Below are 18,487 nucleotides of genomic sequence, written 5' to 3' on the forward strand. Positions count from 1 at the left end.
AGCACCTCCCTACGCACGGAACGCCGGCGGCAAGCCAAAGAGGAGGCTTGTCGGCGGATCAGTTCGAGCAGTGCCGTCTATCTACCTTGGCCTGATGCCATGTTCGCTTGTGAACCTCACTCGGGTATGCCGCCGCGGGTCAGCGCCGCCGGGTCGAGCAGGCGCTCGAGCTCCTCACGCGACAGCTCGGTCTGCTCCTCGGCCACATCGAGAATCGGCCGCCCGGCCTGATAGGCCTGCTTGGCGATCGCCGCCGCCGCGTCATAGCCGATCACCGAGTTGAGCGCGGTGACCAGAATCGGATTGCGCGCCAGGGGTTCACGCAGATGCTCCTCGCGTACCTTGAAGGTGGCGATGGCACGGTCGGCGAGCAGGTGACTGATATTGCTCAGCAGCGCGATACCGGTAAGCAGGTTGTTGGCGATCAGCGGCAGCATCACATTGAGCTGGAAGTTGCCGCTCTGGCCGGCCACCGTGACCGCGCTATCCAGCCCGATCACCTGGGCGGCAACCTGGGCCGCTGACTCGGGAATCACCGGATTGACCTTGCCCGGCATGATCGAGCTGCCCGGCTGCAGCGCCTCGAGCTCGATCTCGCCGAGGCCGGCCAGCGGCCCCGAATTCATCCAGCGCAGGTCATTGGCGATCTTCATCACCACGCAAGCGTAGCCGCGCAAGTGGCCGGAAAGTTCGACCGCGGCATCCTGGGAGGCCAGGCTGGCAAACAGGCTGTCATTGGGCGATAGCGCCAACCCGGTCTGCTCGGCGAGCGTGCGTGCCATGCGTTCGGAAAACTCAGGGTGGGCATTGATGCCGGTACCCACCGCGGTACCACCCTGGGCCAGCCGACCGAGACGCTGCTGACCGCTTGCCAGGCGCTCGCTGGCTTGCGCTACCTGGCTCGCCCAGGCGCCGAGCTCCTGGCTCATGCGCACCGGCATGGCGTCCATCAAATGGGTGCGGCCGGTCTTGACCACCCCGTCGAGCTCGGCCGCCCGCGCCTCGATCGTCTGGCGCAGGTGGTCGAGGGCCGGCAGCAGCTGCTGCTCGACCCCGATGGCGGCGGACAGATGCAGCGCGGTGGGTATCACGTCGTTGCTCGACTGGCCCATGTTGACGTGGTCGTTGGGCCCCACCGGCAGATCCTGGCGCGATGCCAGGTGGGCGATCACCTCGTTGACGTTCATGTTGGTCGAGGTGCCGGAGCCGGTCTGGAAGACATCTACAGGAAACTGCTCGTCGTGGCGGCCGTCGAGGATCTCCCGCGCGGCGGCGGCGATGGCCTCGGCACGCGCGCGGTCGAGCAGGCCAAGCTCGGCGTTGACCCGCGCCGCCGCCAGCTTGACGTGGGCCACGCCGTGAATGAAGGCCATCGGCAGGCGCTGCCCGCTGACCGGGAAGTTGTTCACCGCGCGCTGGGTCTGGGCGCCGTAGAGGGCACTCTCCGGCACCTCCAGCTCGCCCATGCTGTCGCGCTCGCGTCGTGTCTTGGTCATGCTCGCCTCCCTGTCGATGCGTGCCTCTAGGACACCTCCCTCTACCATGGTAGCGACCCGTCATGCTTTCAAGTGACGGTGGCGCCGGGGATGACAGCGACATAGACTCAAGCCCAGCGATGCAGACACGGACGTAGGAGACAGGCAATGCCCAAGAGTCTGATGAAATACCTGATCATCGTCGCCGCCGGTCTGGCCGTCAGCGGCTGCCAGCTGATCGACACCACGCCCGGGCCGCCTCCGGAACGCATCGAAGTCACCGACGTCGGCACCGAGGCCGAGCGTGACCCTGATGAAGCCCCGCCGCCGGGCCGCGTGGCCCGCGAAGTGGCCTTCCCCGAGGCCGAATACGCGGCGCTGGAGAAGCACGGCAACGGCTCTATCAGCGGCCGACTGACCCTCAACACCGCGTCGGGCACGGTGGTCGGTCGCAACAGTCGTGTTTCGGTGGCGCCGGTCACCACCTACTCTGCCGAAGCCGCCGAGAAGGCGCTGGCCGGACAGGCCGTGGCGCCCGCCGACCCCCGCGCCCAGGCCTATACCCGCCAGGCCAGCACCGACGACGACGGACGCTTCACCGTCAACGGCCTGCCGGCCGGCGACTACTACGTCTCGGGCAGCGTCACGCCGTCCGACGGCAGGCCGCGTATCATCATCAATCAGGTCAGGCTCAACAGCGGCCAGCGCGTCAACGTCAATCTGAGCCGCTGAGCGCCTCGCCCCCGTCATAGGGTAGCTCGACGCTGATCGCAATCGCCGAGTACCAGGCGGCCAGATCGGCGATATCTTCATCGCTCAAGGCAGCGGCGATGATGCTCATCTGGGGGTGCTGACGCGTCCCACTGCGGTAGGCACGCAGTTGAGCTGCCAGATAGAGGGCACTGTCGCCGGCCAGATGCGGCGCATCCGGCAGCCGACTGAGGCCGTCCAGACCATGACAGGCGGCGCACTGCTGCGCCTTGGTGCGCCCCGCTTCGGGGCTGGCCGCCAGTGCCGGCAGCGTCAGCAGCATCAGCAGCAGCGCTGCCGGCCAACCGCGGGTGGTTGAGCAAGCGATAGCAGGAGGAGTCAGACACATCATTAGCGCTCCCGATAGTTCGTCCAGCAATGGCCCCGTGCACGGGGCCATTGCATCAGCGATACACCTCAGGTCTCGCTCTCAGGGGCCGCTGGGGAGTCATAGGAGATCCGGTAGATAGCACCGGCGGTATCGTCGGAGACAAGCAGCGATCCGTCAGCCAGTTGGGCAACATCGGCGATCCGCCCGTAGTACTCGCCGCTACGCTCGTCCAGCCAGCCCTCTGCAAAGGGGATGGTGGCACCACTCGGCCCGCTGCCATCCTCGGCGAAGGGAGTGAACATCACTCTCGCACCCACCGGCGTAGAACGGTTCCAGCTGCCCCGTTGAGCGCTGAACAAGCCGCCGCGATACGCTTCGGGAAACATCTCGCCACGGTAGAAGGTCAACCCCAGGTCCGCCGCATGGGCGACCGTTTCCACCACCGGGAATGTCAGGCCTTCCGGGGGCTCTTCGTCGCGATAGTCGACGGTGCGGGTGTCACCGCCGCCGTACCACGGCATGCCGAAGTGCATGCCGGGCTTGGGCGCATGGTTGATCTCACCGGGCGGGATATCGTCACCCATGCCGTCGACCTGATTGTCGGTGAACCACAGCTCCTCAGTGTCGGGATGGAAGGTGATGCCAACCGAGTTGCGCACTCCTTTGGCGAACACCTCGCGGCGGCTGCCGTCTCGCTCCATGCGCACGATTCCACCGATGCCGATCTCCTCATAGAGCTCACGCTTTTCGGCAGGCTGAACGTTGTAGGGCTGGCCCAGCGAGACGTAGAGCTTGTTGTCAGCGCCCAGCGCACAGACCCGCGCACCGTGATTGAAGCTCTCCTCCTCGACAGGGATCAACTCACCGCTGGGTACCACGATATCTACCGCCACATCGGGCCCCTCGAAGAAGAACTCAGCAGCCGGAAATACCAGAACGCGATTGTGTTCGGCCACGTAGAGGAAGCCGTCCGAGGTGAAACAGGGCCCCGGCTGGGTGAAGGAGATCGCCGGTGCGAAGCGCTTGACCTCGTCGGCGACGCGGTTCTTGGTGCGATCAGTGACCGACCACATGTCGGTCTTGCGGGTGCCGACGAAGACCACCCCGCTGGAGGGCCCGACGGCCATATGGCGTGCATCGGGCACCACTGCATAGAGCTCGATCCGGAATCCCGGCGGCAGGCGGATACGTTCAAGATTGCGGCGGATGGCATCGGCCACCTCGCCGTCCTGGGGCACCGTCTGCATGGCCAGCGACTGGCCGGTGGTCTGCATGCCACGCATGCGTTCGAGGGCCTCGTCGCTGGTGGGCTGAGCCCACGCAGTGGCGGCCCCCAACAACAGTGCCGAGGTGACTGAGACTGCAAGAACTTTCATGAGGTGATACCTCTGAAGTGGCGACCGCATATCCGGGCGGTCAGTTGTGGTTCTTATGGTTACCGGTAGTACTTGCTGGGGTCACTCCGAAATACTGCTGTCGCGCACCTCCTGGTGGCATTGCCACGGCAGCCCACATTGAATGTAGACCGATTCGGACAACACGGCGTGTAAGAAATAGTCGAGGGGCTACCAGCCAAGCGCCTGCTTGACGAAGGGAATGGTCAGCTTGCGCTGGGCAGAGAGCGAGGCTCGATCCAGGGTGTCCAGGGCGTCGCACATCTCGCCGAGACGCCGCGGGCCACGATGCAGCATGTAGCGCGCCACTTCATCGGGCAGCTGCATGCCACGCACGCTGGCTCGCAGCTTGAGCGCCGCCAGGCGCTGCTCATCATCGAGCGGGTGGACGTGGAAGGTGGTACCCCAGCTCAGCCGCGAGGCCAGGTCGGGCAGTGCCACATCGAGCTGGCGCGGCGCCGCCGAGGCGGCGATCACCAGGCATTTGCCGGCATCGCGCAGTCGATTGAAGGCGTGGAACAGCGCCTCCTCCCAGCGCCGCCGCCCGAGCACCTTGTCAAGGTCATCGATGGCCACCAGGTCGAGACGCTCGGAGTCCTCGAGCATGTGCGGCGGAAAATGCCCCAACTCAGCGAGTGGCAGGTAGAGGGCGCGCTTGTCGTGATCCGTGGCGGCATGGCAGGCCGCCTGCAGCAGGTGGCTGCGACCTACCCCACTCGCCCCCCACAGGAACAGGAACGGCTCACCGTGGGGCTGCCACTGGGCACGCAGCGTCTGCACCAGGCTGGCATTGCCAGCCGGCAGGAAATTGGCGAAGGTCGCATCGTCGCGCAATCCTACACCCAGCGGCAGCTGGGCAGGCCCAGGGCTCATGGGGGCTCCTCATCACTGTCGCCGTTCCGCGCGGCATCATATAAGGTACTGTTTTTGTAGCGTTCCTTGGCTTCTCGCAATAGTACCATGATGACTGCTGCAGCGGGCAGTGCCAGCAGCACGCCGGTGAAGCCGAACAGATTGCCGCCGGCCAGCACGGCAAAGATCACCGCCACCGGATGCAGGCCGATCTTGTCGCCGAGCAGCTTGGGCTGCAGCACCGTGCTCTCCACCGCCTGACCGGTGCTGAACACCACCACCACGCCGAGCAGCGCCAGCCAGCTGCCGAACTGGAAGAACGCCACCACCAGCGCCACGCTGATGCCGACGATAAAGCCCAGAAACGGCACGATACTCGCCAGGCCGGCCATCAGTCCGATCAGCAGCCCGAAGCGCACGCCCATCACCGTCAGGCCCAGCGCATAGATCGCCCCCAGGCACAGCATCACCAGCAGCTGACCGCGCAGGAAGGCCGACAGCACCTCGTCGCAGCGATTCGCCAGCCGCGTCACATCCGGCTCCCACTGGCGCGGCAGCAGGCTGCGGATATTGTGCAGCAGCCGTTCCCAGTCGAGCAGCAGATAGAAGGCCACCACCGGCACCAGCGACAGGTAGGTGATCCAGGTCAGGAAGGCGCGCCCGGAGCGTCCCACACGGCCCAGAATCTCGGCGGCAGGGCCGGCGGCTTCCTGCCAGTGCTCGGCCAGGGTTTCCTGGACATTGTCTAGCTCACCGCGCAGGTCGTAGCCGGTCCAGGCCTGTACCTGAGGCGCCAGTGCCGTCTCGAACCACGCGAATATATTCGGCACCACCTCGCCAAACTGACGCGCCTGCTGCACAGTGAGGGGGATCAGGATCAGCAGGCTGATACCAAGCACCAGAATCAACACCAGAAACACCCCGGTCACCGCCATCGGCCGGGAAAGGCCAAGACGCTGCAGTCGATTGGCCAGTGGATCCCCTAGGTAGGCGATGATCATCCCGGCGATGAACGGCATCAACATCGACTCTAGCTGCATCAACAGCCACACCAGGCCGGCCGCAACGGCCAGCAACCACCACTCTCTGCGCATCCTCTACTCCCTGGTGCTGATTCGCCACTCCTGTGGGCGCTACCACATGCATTTGCCACGCACCGGCGGTGCGGGCGCCGTCAGGTGATGCTACAATTCACGCCGCGTTTTCACTCCATCTTTCTCGCCGTATTTCGACAGGATTGGTCATGACCCGCAGCTCGTCCGACTCCTCTCAGCCGTCCCAGCCGTCCCTCAGCTACAAGGACGCCGGTGTGGACATAGACGCCGGCAATGCGCTAGTAGAGCGCATCAAGGGCGTTGCCAAGCGTACCACTCGTCCCGAGGTAATGGGCGGCTTAGGCGGTTTCGGTGCTCTCTGCCAACTGCCCAGCGGCTACCGCGAGCCGGTACTGGTATCCGGCACCGACGGTGTCGGCACCAAGCTGCGCCTGGCCATGGACCTCGACAAGCACGACACCATTGGCATCGACCTGGTGGCGATGTGCGTCAACGACCTGGTGGTGGCCGGCGCCGAGCCACTGCTGTTCCTCGACTACTATGCCACGGGCAAGCTGGATGTCGACATCGCCGCCGACGTGGTGACCGGCATCGGCGAAGGCTGCTTCCAGGCCGGTTGCGCGCTGGTCGGCGGCGAAACCGCCGAAATGCCAGGCATGTACGAGGGCAGCGACTACGACCTGGCTGGCTTCTGCGTCGGAGTGGTCGAGAAGTCCGAGATCCTCGACGGCAGTAAGGTCGCCGCCGGCGATGTGTTGCTAGGCCTGGCTTCCTCCGGCCCACACTCCAACGGCTACTCGCTGATCCGCAAGATTCTTGACGTTGCGGCGGTCCCGCTGGACACCGAGCTCGACGGCCAGTCGCTGCGCGAGTCACTGCTCGCCCCGACCCGCATCTACGTCAAGCCGCTGCTATCGCTGATCAAGGAGAGCGGCGTGGCGGTGCATGCGCTGTCGCACATTACCGGCGGCGGCCTGCTCGAAAACATCCCGCGAGTGCTCCCCGACAACCTTACCGCCCACGTCGACGTGACCCGCTGGAGGCGCCCGGCAGTGTTCGACTGGCTGCAGCAGCAGGGCAACGTCGACGAGCACGAGATGCATCGCGTGCTCAACTGCGGCATCGGCATGGTGGTGGTGGTTTCCGCCGAGCAGGCGGAAGCGGCACAGGCCCACCTCGAGGCCCAGGGCGAGCGCGTCTATCGCCTCGGCGAGATCAGCGCCCGGCAAGCTGATGAGGCCCAGGTCCAACTGGAGAATCTTTCGCTATGAGCCGTAGCGTCGACGCTCCCTCCCCGGCCAGCGACACCCTCAACGACTTCACCGCCGAGGCCAGCCAGGCGCGCCGCGTGGTAGTGCTAATCTCCGGCAACGGCAGCAACCTCCAGGCGCTGATCGACGCCCAGGCCTACGATGAGCTGGGCGGCGAGATCGTCGCGGTGATCTCCAACCAGGCCGACGCCTACGGCCTCAAGCGCGCCCGCGACGCCGGCATCGATGCTGTGGCCTTGCCGCATCGCGAGTACGACAGCCGCGAGGCCTTCGACGGCGCCCTGATCAAGGTCATCGAACGCCACGAGCCCGACTTGATCGTGCTGGCCGGCTTCATGCGCATCCTGACCCCGCTGTTCGTTCAGCGCTTCTACGGCCGCCTGCTGAATATCCACCCCTCGCTGCTGCCCGCCTATCAAGGGCTCGACACCCACGCCCGGGCGCTGGACGACGGCGTCACCGAGCATGGCTGCAGTGTGCACTTCGTCACCGAAGAGCTCGACGGTGGGCCGGTGGTGGTGCAGGCCGCGGTAACAGTGGATGCCGGTGATGACGCCGCCTCGCTCAAGGACAAGGTGCACGCCCGTGAGCACCTGATCTATCCCATCGCAGTGAAGTGGTTCCTGGAGGGGCGTCTACAGCTCGGCCAGCAGGGCCCTATCCTCGACGGCATGCCGCTACCGCCCCAGGGGCTGCGCCTGTCACATGCCGATGCGGCGGAAGAGCTGGACGAGGAGTAGCATTCACGTCCTGGGGAGCGTCACGCCGCGCTGCCCCATGTACTTGCCGCCACGATCCTTGTAAGACACATCGCAGACCTCGTCGGACTCCAGGAACAGCATCTGCGCCACCCCTTCGTTGGCGTAGATCTTGGCCGGCAGATTGGTGGTATTGGAGAACTCCAGGGTCACGTGACCTTCCCACTCCGGCTCCAGCGGCGTGACATTGACGATGATTCCACAGCGCGCATAGGTCGACTTGCCCAGGCAGATCGTCAGCACGCTGCGCGGAATGCGGAAATACTCCACCGTGCGCGCCAGGGCGAAGGAGTTGGGCGGAATCACGCAGACATCACCCTTGATGTCGACGAAGCTCTTCTCGTCGAAGGCCTTGGGATCGACCACCGCCGAGTGGATATTGGTGAACACCTTGAAGTCGTCGGCACAGCGCACGTCGTAGCCGTAGCTCGAGGTCCCGTAGGAGATCACCCGACGCTCGTCCACGTAGCGCACCTGGTCGGGCTCAAAGGGCTCGATCATGCCTTCCCGCTCGGCCATGCGGCGGATCCACTTGTCGGATTTGATACTCATCGGGGCGTCCTTGGTGGGGCGAAGCGTGCCGCGCCGTAACGCGGCCAGAAAGAAATCGGGCCGTTATGATAACGGCCCGTTCAACGAATACAAAGCTGGCAATGCCGGCGTTCAGTCGCCGAAGCTGATGCTAGGCCCCTGGGGCTGCTGGCCAGTGACGCCTTCGACCACAGCATGCGCCATGTTACGGAAGGTCGTTGCTGCCTCGCTGTCGGGGTCACTGATCACCGTCGGCCGCCCGCTGTCGGACTGTTCGCGAATCGACAGCGTCAGCGGCAGCTGGCCAAGCAGGCGGGTCTCGTACTGAGCCGCAATGCGCTCGCCGCCGCCAGCGCCGAAGATCGGCTCGCTGTGTCCGCACTCGGAACAGACGTGCAGGCTCATGTTCTCGACCACGCCGAGCACCGGGACATTGACCTTGCGGAACATCTCGATGCCCTTGCGCGCGTCGAGCAGGGCGATGTCCTGCGGCGTGGTAACGATCACTGCCCCCGACACCGGCACCTTCTGCGCCAGGGTCAGCTGGATGTCGCCGGTACCCGGCGGCATATCGATGAACAGATAGTCGAGGTCGTTCCAGGCGGTCTGGTTGAGCATCTGCTGGAAGGCACCGGCCACCATTGGACCACGCCATACCATCGGCTCGTTGATATCGACCATGAAAGCCATCGACATCGCCTGAATGCCGTGGGCCTCGAGCGGCTGGAACTGGTTCTCGCCGGCCTGCTGGGGCCTCACGCCCTCGCCGATGCCCAGCATCTGCGCCTGGCTGGGCCCGTAGATGTCGGCGTCGAGCAGGCCCACCCGATAGCCTTCGGCGGCCATCGCCAGGGCCAGATTAACGGTCACGGTGGACTTGCCCACGCCCCCCTTGCCCGAGGCCACGGCAACGATATGCTTTACCCCTTCGATCACGGCTTGCTCCTGCTGGTCGATCATGGCGACCGGTCGGCACCGGTCGGTGTGACGGCGAGTATAACCCGGCAGCGGGCGCTATAACCAAGCGCCATGCTCAACTTTAGCCTGACTCACCAAAAAAAGCGGCGAGCTGGATGCTCGCCGCCGGGTCATGACTCTGCGCCGCAGGCGTCAGATCAGTTCACTCGTCATCTTCCTGCTGCGCCGCTGCTGCTTCAAGGCTGGCCTCGAGCTCACTGAGCTCGTCACGCCAGCTGGCCAGCTGGGCTTCAAGACGCTCGAGCTGCTCAGTACGGGCAGCGGTCTGCTCGGAAAGCTCGTCGAGGCGCGCCTCGGCTTCTTCGACCTGTGCCTCAGCTGCCTCGTACTCGTTGAGAACAGCTTCGAGGCCCTCTTCGACGTGGTCGAAGCTACGCTGGGAGGCCGCGATCTGGGCATCCAGCTCTTCGAGAGTCGCCTCGCGCTCCTCAGCCTGGCCTTCCAGCGCCTCGATCTCTTCCTGCAGCGCCTCGATACGTGCTTGGCGCGACTCGAACTGGCTAGCCAGTTCGGCTTGGCGCCCTTCGGCCTCGGTGATCTGCTCCTCCAGACCCTCGAATGCTTCGCGAGCATTATCACGCGCTTCACGCGCTTCGGCTGCCTGAGACTCCAGCGATTCAAGCTCGGCCTGCTTCTGGGCGATCTGCTCATCCAGCGACTGCGCCTGCTGCTCGAGCTCCTCGACCTCATCGCGACTCGCCTCGAGCTGCTCCTCTTGCTCCTGTCGGCGTGCGTCGAGTTCCTCTTCCTGCTCCTGGCGACGAGCGTCGAGCTCCTCTTCCATTTCCGCCTGGCGTTGCTCGTAGGCGGCCTCCTGCTCGGCCAGCTGCGACTCGCTGGCGGCCAGTTCGTTCTCGACCTCGGCAAGACGCTCGCGGGCCGACTCAGCATCGGCTTCGAGCGCGGACAGCTCTTGCTGCGCCTCTTCTACGCTGCCCTGGGCCTCGGCGAAGGTGTCGACTTCACTGCGCAATGCATCGTTCTCGCCCTCGAGCACCGCCACGCGCTCCTCGAGGCTATCGCGCTCCTCGCGCGCAGAGCTCGCGCCGGAGCTGGCAATCAGCGCGTAAACCAGCGCGATCACCGCCACGCCGGCGAGGATGCGTACCCGGTTGTCTCGTGAGAGTTCACTCATCGACTGTTGTGCCATCTTGTGGTTTCCCCTTGGTAACTGCGTATGGACGCCGCCACTGCCTACACGACGCTAGGGTAAGGCTCACCATTCAGCATACACACTCACGGCGATCAGGAAAGTGAGCCAACTGATTGTTACCGATTGTTGAGCCTCAGCATAAAATCCTCGCCGTCAATCTTCCACGATGCGCCAACGCGATAGCCAGGCCGAGCCTTGCACCTGCATACCCAGCTCCTCGAGCCACTCAACGACCTTGAGGTTGGACTGATGCGCGGCCCAGTAGTCGCGCGAGTAGGGCACGAAGTAGAGCCCGAAGGTCTCGCTGTAGACAGGTGACTCGGGCGCAGCGGCATGATAGCCATCGAGCCGTCGACGCAGCGCCTCGACGCGCGCGGCTTCGGCGTTCAAGGCATACACCTGCTGGCGGCCTTCAGGCGTAACCCGCGCGGGGAGCGGCGGCGCCTCGAGCGCCGCGTGCTCCTTGCGACCAAGCCCGCCTGCGGTCGGCCATAGCAGCGCCGACAATCCAGCCCTGGCGCCACGCCGACCCTCCACGTACCAGCGCCACTCACCGAATGAGTAGCGCGTAAGGCCATTCTCGTGGGGAATCACCAGGCTGGCGTGACGACCGTGGTCGACCAGATAAACCGGCTGCGGAGTATCGATCTGTGCTTCGGGCATGACCCGGGCGGCGCAACCGCCGAGTAGCGTGGCGGTCAGCGCCAACCCCGCCGCCAGTAGCAGCCGACAGCGGGACGCACCGTACATGGCCATGCCCTGGGCGCGGCTCAGCGCAGGCCGAGCAGAGACAGCACGAACATGACCACGACGATCAAACCGATGATATAGATGATGCTTCGCATGGCAGCACTCCTTGCAGTGGGGTAAGTAATGGACAACGCGGCGTCATCCTGACGGCACGCCATTGCCCAGATCAGCCAGCGTTCGTTTCGCCGACGATTCCAGCCTAGCAGCCCTCAGCCGCCTTGCACACCTGCCGCAACATGCCACCCCTGACGCAACGGGCCGGGAACCAACCGCATCGGATGCGGCTCGAAGCCAGGCCAACCTACAAGGAGATTGCCCTATGCCTGTCTCGCCCCCGGGAGGGATACGCGCCCTTATCAGCACGCTGGCAGGTCTTGCCCTGAGCGGGCTGATGGCCGCCAGCGCAGCTGCCAGCGGCCCCTCCGAGCAGGCCCTGGCAGCCATGCAGGCGGCCACCGAGCGGCTCGACAGGGTGCATGCACTGGTGGTGGCCCATGACGGCGAGATCGTCCTCGATCATCATCAGGGCGGACCCGGCACTGCTGCGCCCGCCAACGTCAAGTCGCTGTCGAAGACGGTGCTGGCAGCCCTCACCGGCGCAGCCATTGAGGCGGGGGTACTCGAGGATGTCGACCAGTCGCTGGTCGGGCTGCTCGGCGATCGCGTACCCGCCGGCGCCGACCCGCGCGTCAACGACATCACGATCGGGCACCTGATGGCCCTGCAGGCGGGGCTAGAACGGACCTCGGGTAGCAACTACGGCAGCTGGGTCGCCAGCCCCGACTGGGTGGCAGACGCTCTGGGGCGGCCATTCGTCGATGAGCCCGGTGGGCGCATGCTCTACTCGACTGGCTCCAGCCATCTGCTCTCGGCGGCGCTGACCCGCGCCAGCGGCGAATCGACCCTGGCACTCGCCCAGCGACTGCTCGGCGAGCCGCTGTCGATCAACATTCCGGCCTGGGCGCGCGACCCCCAGGGCATCTACTTCGGCGGCAACGATATGCTGCTATCGCCGCGGGCGCTGATCCAGATTGGTGAACTCTATCGCCACGACGGCCAGCTCAACGGCCAGCGCATTCTGCCCGAGGGCTGGGTCGAAGACTCCTGGGCCGCCCGCGGCAGCTCACCCTGGACCAACGACGGCTACGGCTACGGCTGGTTCATCACTACCCTGGCCGACGAGCCGGCCTATTACGGCCGCGGTTTCGGCGGCCAGGCGCTGTACGTGATTCCCGCACGCGAGCTGACGATCGCAATCACCTCGAACCCCAATCCGCCCTCCCCCGGCGGCCAGTTCCAGGGCCGTCTCAACGCCCTGGTCGAGACGCTGCTCGAGACCGACTAGCGCTCATTCACTGCCCCACTGCCCGCTGCGCTTCATCGCACCCCACTGGTGCTTGCGGCGGGCAAACCACTGCCACAGTCCGCGGCAGCGCCACAGGGTATTGAGCTGGCGATAGCCGAAGTTCTCGACGATGGCGACCAGGAACAGCCGCAGCATGTCGCGGCGCCGCTGGTAGACACGAAACGACAGTGTCTCCAGCAGCAGGCCATTGACCGACAGTAGGATGCCCATGCCAATCGCCACCAGCAGGAACACCGTCAGCGCCAGCGGCGCAATGATGCCCAGGCTGAAGCCGACGATCATGAACACATAGCCGCCCACCTCGACCAGCGGCCCCAGCCACTCGAACAGCGTCATGAACGGCCAGGCCAGGTGCCCCGGCGCCCCGCCCCTAGGGCTGGTGGCCAGCCGCGCATGGCGGCTCAGGCTCTCGGCCAGGCCGCGCTGCCAGCGGCTTCGCTGGCGGCCCAGGGTGCCCAGGTCCTCCGGCGCCTCGGTCCAGCAGATCGGGTCGGGCAAGTAGTGGATGCGGTACGCCAGCCGCCGCTCGCGATGATAGCGGTGCAGGCGCACCACCAGCTCCATGTCCTCGCCCACCGTCGAGGTGCTGTAGCCGCCGACCGCCATCACCCGCTCGCGGTCGAACAGCCCGAAGGCGCCGGAGATGATCAGCACCGCGTTCATTGGCGACCAGCCCAAACGCCCGAACAGGAAGGCGCGCAGATACTCGACGATCTGGAAGCGCGCCAGCAGGCTGCGGGGAATCCCCGCCTCCAGCAGGAAACCACCGCGTACCCGTGAGCCGTTGGCGATGCGCACGGTGCCTCCTGCCGCCACCGTCCGCTCGTCCTCGAGGAACGGCTGCACCACTCGCAGCAGGCTGTCGCGCTGCAGGATGGAGTCAGCGTCCACCGCACAGAACAGGCCGTGGCGGGCGGCATTGATGCCGGCATTGAGGGCGTCGGCCTTGCCACCGTTGGCCTTGTCGAGCACCTTGAGGTTGGCGTAGCGCCGCGAGCGGTAGACGCCCAACACCTCCTGGTGGGGTACCGTGCGGCGCAGCGGCTCGGGGTAGGCTTCAAGTTCGAATGCCTCGATCAGCACCTCCAGGGTCTCGTCCTTGGAGCCATCGTTGATCACCACCACCTCGAACTCCGGGTACTGCAGCTGCAGCAGCGACAGCACCGAGATGCGAATCGTCGCCGCCTCGTTATAGGCCGGCACCAGCACCGAGACCGCTGGTTCGACGCCCAGATAGGGGGCATCCTCGCCGAGCTCGGCGCGTTGCCGCATATAGCGTCTCAGGCTGACCATCGACAGCAGGTTAAGCGCCAGGTAACCGCCGTTGAGCAGCAAGAAATAGCCAATGAAGAAGACCTGGCTCCACCAGATCCAGTCGATGGCTGCCAGCGTTGCCAACACGTTCATTCGTGCCCTCCCTCGGCCATGGCGCGGCGCAGAGCATCCTGGCCGTAGCGGTCGGCAAGTGTTTCGAGCAGCGTCGTCAGCGTCGCGACATCCACGCCGGGCAGCGCCACCAGCGCATCCGCCGCCGCCTGGCGCACCCACCAGTTGGGATCGGCGAGCAGCGGGGTAAACAGCGCCACATCATCGGCGCCGGCCTGGCGGCGCAGGGCCGCCAGCGCCGCCAGCCGCAGCGCTGGAGACTCACTGTCGAGATACGCCATCAGCAGCTCGCGGTCGCGCGGATCGCGCAGCTCACCCAGGCTACGCAGCGCCGCGTCGCGCGCCTCGTCATCCAACGCCTGCACATCCGCAGGCAGCTCGGCCAGGAAGCGTCGCGCCCAGGGCGCGGCCTGGCCTGGCTCGGCCCATGCCAGTAGCCCAACGGCGCGCCCGATACTGCCCTGGGAGGCGCTCAGCTGAGCCAGCAGCGGCTCGCTGACCGCCTGGCGACCGGCCTGCTGACACAGCGCCTCGAGACGCGGCAGTGCCCAATCGCGGCGCTCCTCCACCCGCGGAATGATGCGCTGCATGGCGTGCGCCGGATCCATCGCCACCAGCGCCTGGGCGGCGGCAAGGGAGACAGCCGCGTTGCGCGAGTCGAGCAGCGGCAAGACCGCCGGCCACTGCTCCGCATCGCCCAGGTAGCGCAGGCAGCTCAGCGCCACCAGGCGGCGATGCGCGGCGCGGCTGTCGAGCAACCCGAGTACCGGGCCAAGCATGCCGAGACGCCCGAGCAGTTCATTGAGCCGCTCCCGCGCGGTGCCGCGCAGCTGGCGCTGCATGCGGCTCCACAGCAGCAGGAACCACAGCCGTTCGCGGCGGCCATGCGGCGCAGCCGGCAAGCTGTCGGTATCGGGCACCATGCTCCAGGCGGCCAGATGCGGCCGCCAGGCGGCAATGAAAGCTTGGCGACGAGCCTCGCGCCGCGTGGCAAGCTCGGCAAGCACCAGCACCTGCGCCATCACCGCCAGGGTCAGCAGCGCCAGGGCCATGGCGATGTACAGCGCCAGGCGCAGCGCCGGATCCTCTGGCAGGCTGGTGAGCTGCGCCAGCACGACGCCTAGCTCAAAAGGCACGCCGCACGCCCAGCTGGATGCCGTGCCGGTCGTAGAGATCCCCCTGACTGAGGGTGCCCAGCTCCCACGACAGGGCCCAGTCGGCATCCAGCCAGTGGCGTCCGCGCACGGCGAAGGCGGTCACGTCGCTGGTGACCACCTGTCCCCCAGGCAAGCCCTCCTCTTCACGGCCGGTACTGGCGCGCAGGCCGATCAGGCTGCGCTCACGGTAGTAGTGATCAAGGGCCACGGCATGCCCTACCGGGTTGCCGGCCCCCTGGACATCACTGACGTTGAGGGTATAGGCGGCGCGCCAGTTGCCCCAGTAGCGCTCGGCGCCGAGTGCCAGACGATCCACCCGCGAGGCGTCGTACTGGGTGCGGCGCAGGCTGGCGCTGCCGACGTAGCCCTGCGGCAGGCGTCGCTGCAGGCGCAGGTCGGCATACCACTCGGGCAGGAAGTCCGCGCCGAAGGTTCTTCCCATCTCGGGCTGCAGCACCCAGTCGTCGCCCAGCGGCACGGCCGCCCCCAATTCGAGCCCCTCGTCCCAGCTGCCGAAGCGCCGCTCGCGCAGCGCCGCGCCGTACCAGGTGGGTTCACCGCGGCGGCTCGACTGCAGATCGAGTCGCTGGGCCTGCCAGTCGGCAAAGCCACTGTCCAGGCTGTCATAGCGATAGGATATCTCGCCTTCCAGGCGCCGCTCCTCGGCCACCGCCTCGCTGCCCATCACTGCTACCAGCGCCAATATCCCCAGGCGCAGTCTTGCCCCACGCATCAACGTCTCCTCATGAAGCGACGCAACCGCGCCAGCAGTTCGTCGGGTTGAAAGGGTTTGGTCACGTAATCGTCGGCGCCCAGCTCCAGCGCCCGGACGATATCGGCCTCGCGCGCCTTGGCAGTCAGCATCAGTACCGGTACCGACTGCCAGGCCGGCTCGGCTCGCAAGCGTTCGAGAATCTCCAGCCCGTCATGGTAGGGCAGCATGATATCCAGCAGCACCAGATCGGGAACGTGGCTAATGTCCGCGGGTTGAGCAATACGCTCCAGCGCCTGGCGACCGTCGGCGGCATGCTCGACGGCGTAGCCGTTACGCTCGAGCAGAAAGCGGATCAAAAAGGCGATGTCATCCTCATCTTCGACCATCAGAATGCTGGGCGCACTGGCGCTACCGACTGCTTCGTTCATGGAGCCTCCTTGGCAACGGTGACTGACGATGGATCAGGGCGCGGCAGGCGTATCTGGAAACAGCTGCCCTCGCCCGGCGTCGAGGTAAAGTCGATCTCGCCGCGCATCTCTGCAACCAGCGCCTGGGTGATCGCCAGGCCCAGCCCGGTACCGCCGGTACGACGCCGATCCGAGGCATCGGCCTGGGCAAAGCGCTCGAAGACCCGCGGCTGGAACGTCAGCGGAATCCCCGAGCCTTGATCGCTCACCGCCACCTCAAGCCAGCTCGACCCGCGCCGGGTCTGACTGACGACCACCCGCGAGCCCGGCGGCGAGTGCTTGCAGGCATTCGAGATCAGATTGGCCATGACCTGAGCAAAGCGGTGGCGGTCGACCTCGACCAGGGCATCAACGGGGTTCCCTTCGGCCACCAGGGTGACGTCGAAACTCGCCGCCAGCGGCGTGTTGTCGCGCAGCGCCGCCTCGACCAGCGTCGCCAGCGGCAGCGCTTCCCAGTGAAACGACAGGCGACCGGACTCGAGCTTTTCGATGTCGAGGATATCGTTGATCAGTCGCACCAGCCGCTCGCTGTTGTGATCGGCGATCTCCAGCAGCGGCGTCGCTGCCTCGGGCATGTCGCCCGCCATGCCGCTGCTGAGCATGCTTACGGCGCCGCGAATGGCCGTCAAGGGGGTGCGCAACTCATGACTGACGGTGGCAATGAACTCGGCCTTCATCTGCTCCATCTGGCGCCGCTCGGTGATATCCACCGCCACTGCCAACAGGTAGCGACTGCCGTCGGACAGCGTCAGCGGGCGCTTGAGCAGCTGCAGCCAGCGGGTATGGCCTTCGGCGTCCCGCACCTCTAGGGCCATGGCACGCTGCTCCGGCTTGCCGGCCAGCAGCTCGCTGTCACCGGCCATCAGCGGCAGCAGGCACTGGCCGTGGCGCAGCTCGGCGGCGCTGCGTCCTTCGAGCTGGCCAGGGCTGACGCCCACGAAGGCAGCGAATGCCTGGTTGCACATGCGAAAGCGGCCGCTGACGTCACGGGCAAAGATCAGGTTCTCGTCGGCATCGACGATGCTGCGCAGGAAGGTCTGCTGGTCACGCAGCCGCCGCCGGCTGCGCAGGCGATCGGTCACATCCCGGCACACCGCCAGGTACTCGCCGTCGCGGGTCGGCAGCATGCGCACTTCGAACTCCTCACCGCTGGCGGCATGCCACATGAAGCTATGCAGCAGCTCATCATCATGATCGCCAAGCCGCCCGAGCAACGCCTCGGCAAACGGCGTGTCCACCGGCGACGATGTCGAATCCTGCTGGCGCAAGCGGCTCACCCCTTGCCCCGGCACGATCCGATAGAGTTCATCGGGCACCGCCTCGAGCAGTGCCGCCATACGCGCCTCGCGCTGCAGCGCCTCGAGCGCCAGCTGACGGCGCAGCCGCAGGTTGCGACTGACCGACATGAACGCCGCCAGCAGCAGGCCGCCGGCCAATAGCGCACCGAACAGACCCAACCAGCGCGCCCGCTCGGCCTGATCGGCAGCGCGTTGGGTATCCGCGGCCAGGCGGCTGCGCTCATCGCGCTCCAGGGCACCCAGACTCAGGCGCAGACGATCCATGGTCTGGCGTCCACCCGCCGCCAGCAGACGCAGCGAGGCGGCTTCCAGCCCGTCGCTCTCGCGCACCGTGATATTGGCTTGACTGATGTCGAGGCGCCGGGCGATCAGCTCATCGAGCTCGGACAGGACCTGCTGGTCGGCAACGCTGCGTCGCTCCAGCAGCAGCTGCAGCGCTGCGCGCTCATCGGCGATCCGCTCGCGGGCCTCGCGGTAGGGTTGCAGATAGGCCGGCTGGCCGGTGATCACGAACCCACGCTCACCGGTCTCGACATCCTGCAGCGTCAGCAGCATGTCCTGGATGACGGTGATCAACTCGAGGCTGTGATTGACCTCGGCATTGGCACCGAGCAGCGCCTGCTGCACGCGCATGCCCTGCCAGCCGAGCCCCAGGAGGAGAGTGAAGGCGAGAAGAAACGCAAGGGTGTGGCGCCAGGTTCCGGGAATTTTTCCTGCGTCGTGCAATCGTCAAGCTCCCTGCAGATGGATGGCGAGCGCGGTGGGGAGTACCCTGAAACCAAGGCATGGCCGCAGGTTAC

18 protein-coding genes are annotated in these 18,487 nt (G+C 66.1%); 4 read left to right on the plus strand and 14 right to left on the minus strand.

Going from position 1 to position 18,487, the window contains the following annotated elements:
• Positions 1-116 precede the first annotated feature (116 nt).
• On the minus strand, positions 117-1,496 hold the full coding sequence (locus QC821_RS12645) for a class II fumarate hydratase (RefSeq protein ID WP_309721905.1): 1,380 nt from the start codon (positions 1,494-1,496) through the stop codon (positions 117-119).
• Between the two features lie 147 nt (positions 1,497-1,643).
• On the opposite strand from QC821_RS12645, the gene QC821_RS12650 reads away from it, so the two are divergent.
• Complete coding sequence (locus QC821_RS12650; RefSeq protein WP_309721907.1) at positions 1,644-2,207, plus strand: collagen binding domain-containing protein; 564 nt, start codon at positions 1,644-1,646, stop codon at positions 2,205-2,207.
• Here QC821_RS12650 and QC821_RS12655 read toward each other — a convergent pair.
• The 4 genes from QC821_RS12655 to QC821_RS12670 form a co-directional block, all read right to left on the minus strand.
• Positions 2,191-2,574 carry a c-type cytochrome gene (locus QC821_RS12655; RefSeq protein ID WP_309721910.1) on the minus strand — a complete coding sequence of 128 codons (384 nt, stop codon included), beginning with the start codon at positions 2,572-2,574 and terminating at the stop codon, positions 2,191-2,193. The genes QC821_RS12650 and QC821_RS12655 overlap by 17 nt on opposite strands.
• A gap of 68 nt (positions 2,575-2,642) precedes the next feature.
• Positions 2,643-3,932: a PQQ-dependent sugar dehydrogenase gene (locus tag QC821_RS12660; protein ID WP_309721913.1), complete on the minus strand. Its 1,290-nt coding sequence runs from the start codon at positions 3,930-3,932 to the stop codon at positions 2,643-2,645.
• 189 nt (positions 3,933-4,121) lie between these two features.
• Complete coding sequence (gene hda, locus QC821_RS12665) at positions 4,122-4,823, minus strand: DnaA regulatory inactivator Hda (RefSeq protein WP_095619000.1); 702 nt, start codon at positions 4,821-4,823, stop codon at positions 4,122-4,124.
• The gene (locus QC821_RS12670; RefSeq protein WP_309721918.1) at positions 4,820-5,896 is read right to left on the minus strand and encodes an AI-2E family transporter; all 1,077 of its coding nucleotides are present in this window, start codon (positions 5,894-5,896) and stop codon (positions 4,820-4,822) included. Before QC821_RS12670 ends, hda begins: the two co-directional genes overlap by 4 nt.
• Before the next feature lie 149 nt (positions 5,897-6,045).
• Between QC821_RS12670 and purM the strand changes: the two genes are divergently transcribed.
• Positions 6,046-7,128 carry a phosphoribosylformylglycinamidine cyclo-ligase gene (gene purM, locus QC821_RS12675; RefSeq protein ID WP_309721919.1) on the plus strand — a complete coding sequence of 361 codons (1,083 nt, stop codon included), beginning with the start codon at positions 6,046-6,048 and terminating at the stop codon, positions 7,126-7,128.
• Entirely contained in the window at positions 7,125-7,868 is a 744-nt protein-coding gene (purN, locus tag QC821_RS12680; RefSeq protein WP_309721922.1) for a phosphoribosylglycinamide formyltransferase, read from the plus strand. Before purM ends, purN begins: the two co-directional genes overlap by 4 nt.
• A gap of 3 nt (positions 7,869-7,871) precedes the next feature.
• Here purN and dcd read toward each other — a convergent pair whose 3' ends face one another.
• The 4 genes from dcd to QC821_RS12700 form a co-directional block, all read right to left on the minus strand.
• Positions 7,872-8,438: a dCTP deaminase gene (dcd, locus tag QC821_RS12685; protein WP_309721924.1), complete on the minus strand. Its 567-nt coding sequence runs from the start codon at positions 8,436-8,438 to the stop codon at positions 7,872-7,874.
• Between the two features lie 111 nt (positions 8,439-8,549).
• Positions 8,550-9,350, minus strand: coding sequence for an iron-sulfur cluster carrier protein ApbC (gene apbC / locus QC821_RS12690; RefSeq protein ID WP_309722239.1), 801 nt, complete (start codon positions 9,348-9,350; stop codon positions 8,550-8,552).
• 187 nt (positions 9,351-9,537) lie between these two features.
• Positions 9,538-10,545 carry a coiled-coil domain-containing protein gene (locus QC821_RS12695; RefSeq protein ID WP_309721928.1) on the minus strand — a complete coding sequence of 336 codons (1,008 nt, stop codon included), beginning with the start codon at positions 10,543-10,545 and terminating at the stop codon, positions 9,538-9,540.
• Between the two features lie 156 nt (positions 10,546-10,701).
• Entirely contained in the window at positions 10,702-11,298 is a 597-nt protein-coding gene (locus tag QC821_RS12700; protein ID WP_309721931.1) for a hypothetical protein, read from the minus strand.
• A 319-nt stretch (positions 11,299-11,617) separates the two neighbouring features.
• On the opposite strand from QC821_RS12700, the gene QC821_RS12705 reads away from it, so the two are divergent.
• On the plus strand, positions 11,618-12,643 hold the full coding sequence (locus QC821_RS12705; protein ID WP_309721934.1) for a serine hydrolase domain-containing protein: 1,026 nt from the start codon (positions 11,618-11,620) through the stop codon (positions 12,641-12,643).
• A 3-nt stretch (positions 12,644-12,646) separates the two neighbouring features.
• Here the strand turns inward: QC821_RS12705 and QC821_RS12710 are convergent, their stop codons facing one another.
• Genes QC821_RS12710 through QC821_RS12730 form a run of 5 tightly spaced genes read right to left on the minus strand, consistent with a single transcriptional unit; the run spans position 12,647 to position 18,413 of the window.
• On the minus strand, positions 12,647-14,071 hold the full coding sequence (locus QC821_RS12710) for a glycosyltransferase family 2 protein (protein ID WP_309721937.1): 1,425 nt from the start codon (positions 14,069-14,071) through the stop codon (positions 12,647-12,649).
• Positions 14,068-15,186, minus strand: coding sequence for a HEAT repeat domain-containing protein (locus tag QC821_RS12715; RefSeq protein WP_309721939.1), 1,119 nt, complete (start codon positions 15,184-15,186; stop codon positions 14,068-14,070). Before QC821_RS12715 ends, QC821_RS12710 begins: the two co-directional genes overlap by 4 nt.
• Positions 15,176-15,940 (minus strand): YaiO family outer membrane beta-barrel protein, encoded by a 765-nt coding sequence (locus QC821_RS12720; RefSeq protein ID WP_309721942.1) that lies wholly within the window; start codon positions 15,938-15,940, stop codon positions 15,176-15,178. The genes QC821_RS12715 and QC821_RS12720 overlap by 11 nt, the downstream gene beginning before the upstream one ends.
• The gene (locus QC821_RS12725) at positions 15,940-16,350 is read right to left on the minus strand and encodes a response regulator (protein ID WP_309721945.1); all 411 of its coding nucleotides are present in this window, start codon (positions 16,348-16,350) and stop codon (positions 15,940-15,942) included. Before QC821_RS12725 ends, QC821_RS12720 begins: the two co-directional genes overlap by 1 nt.
• Entirely contained in the window at positions 16,347-18,413 is a 2,067-nt protein-coding gene (locus QC821_RS12730; RefSeq protein ID WP_309721948.1) for an ATP-binding protein, read from the minus strand. Before QC821_RS12730 ends, QC821_RS12725 begins: the two co-directional genes overlap by 4 nt.
• Positions 18,414-18,487: the final 74 nt, after the last annotated feature.

It is taken from the genome of Franzmannia qiaohouensis (assembly GCF_031451695.1).
GTDB classification, from domain to species: Bacteria; Pseudomonadota; Gammaproteobacteria; order Pseudomonadales; family Halomonadaceae; genus Franzmannia; species Franzmannia qiaohouensis.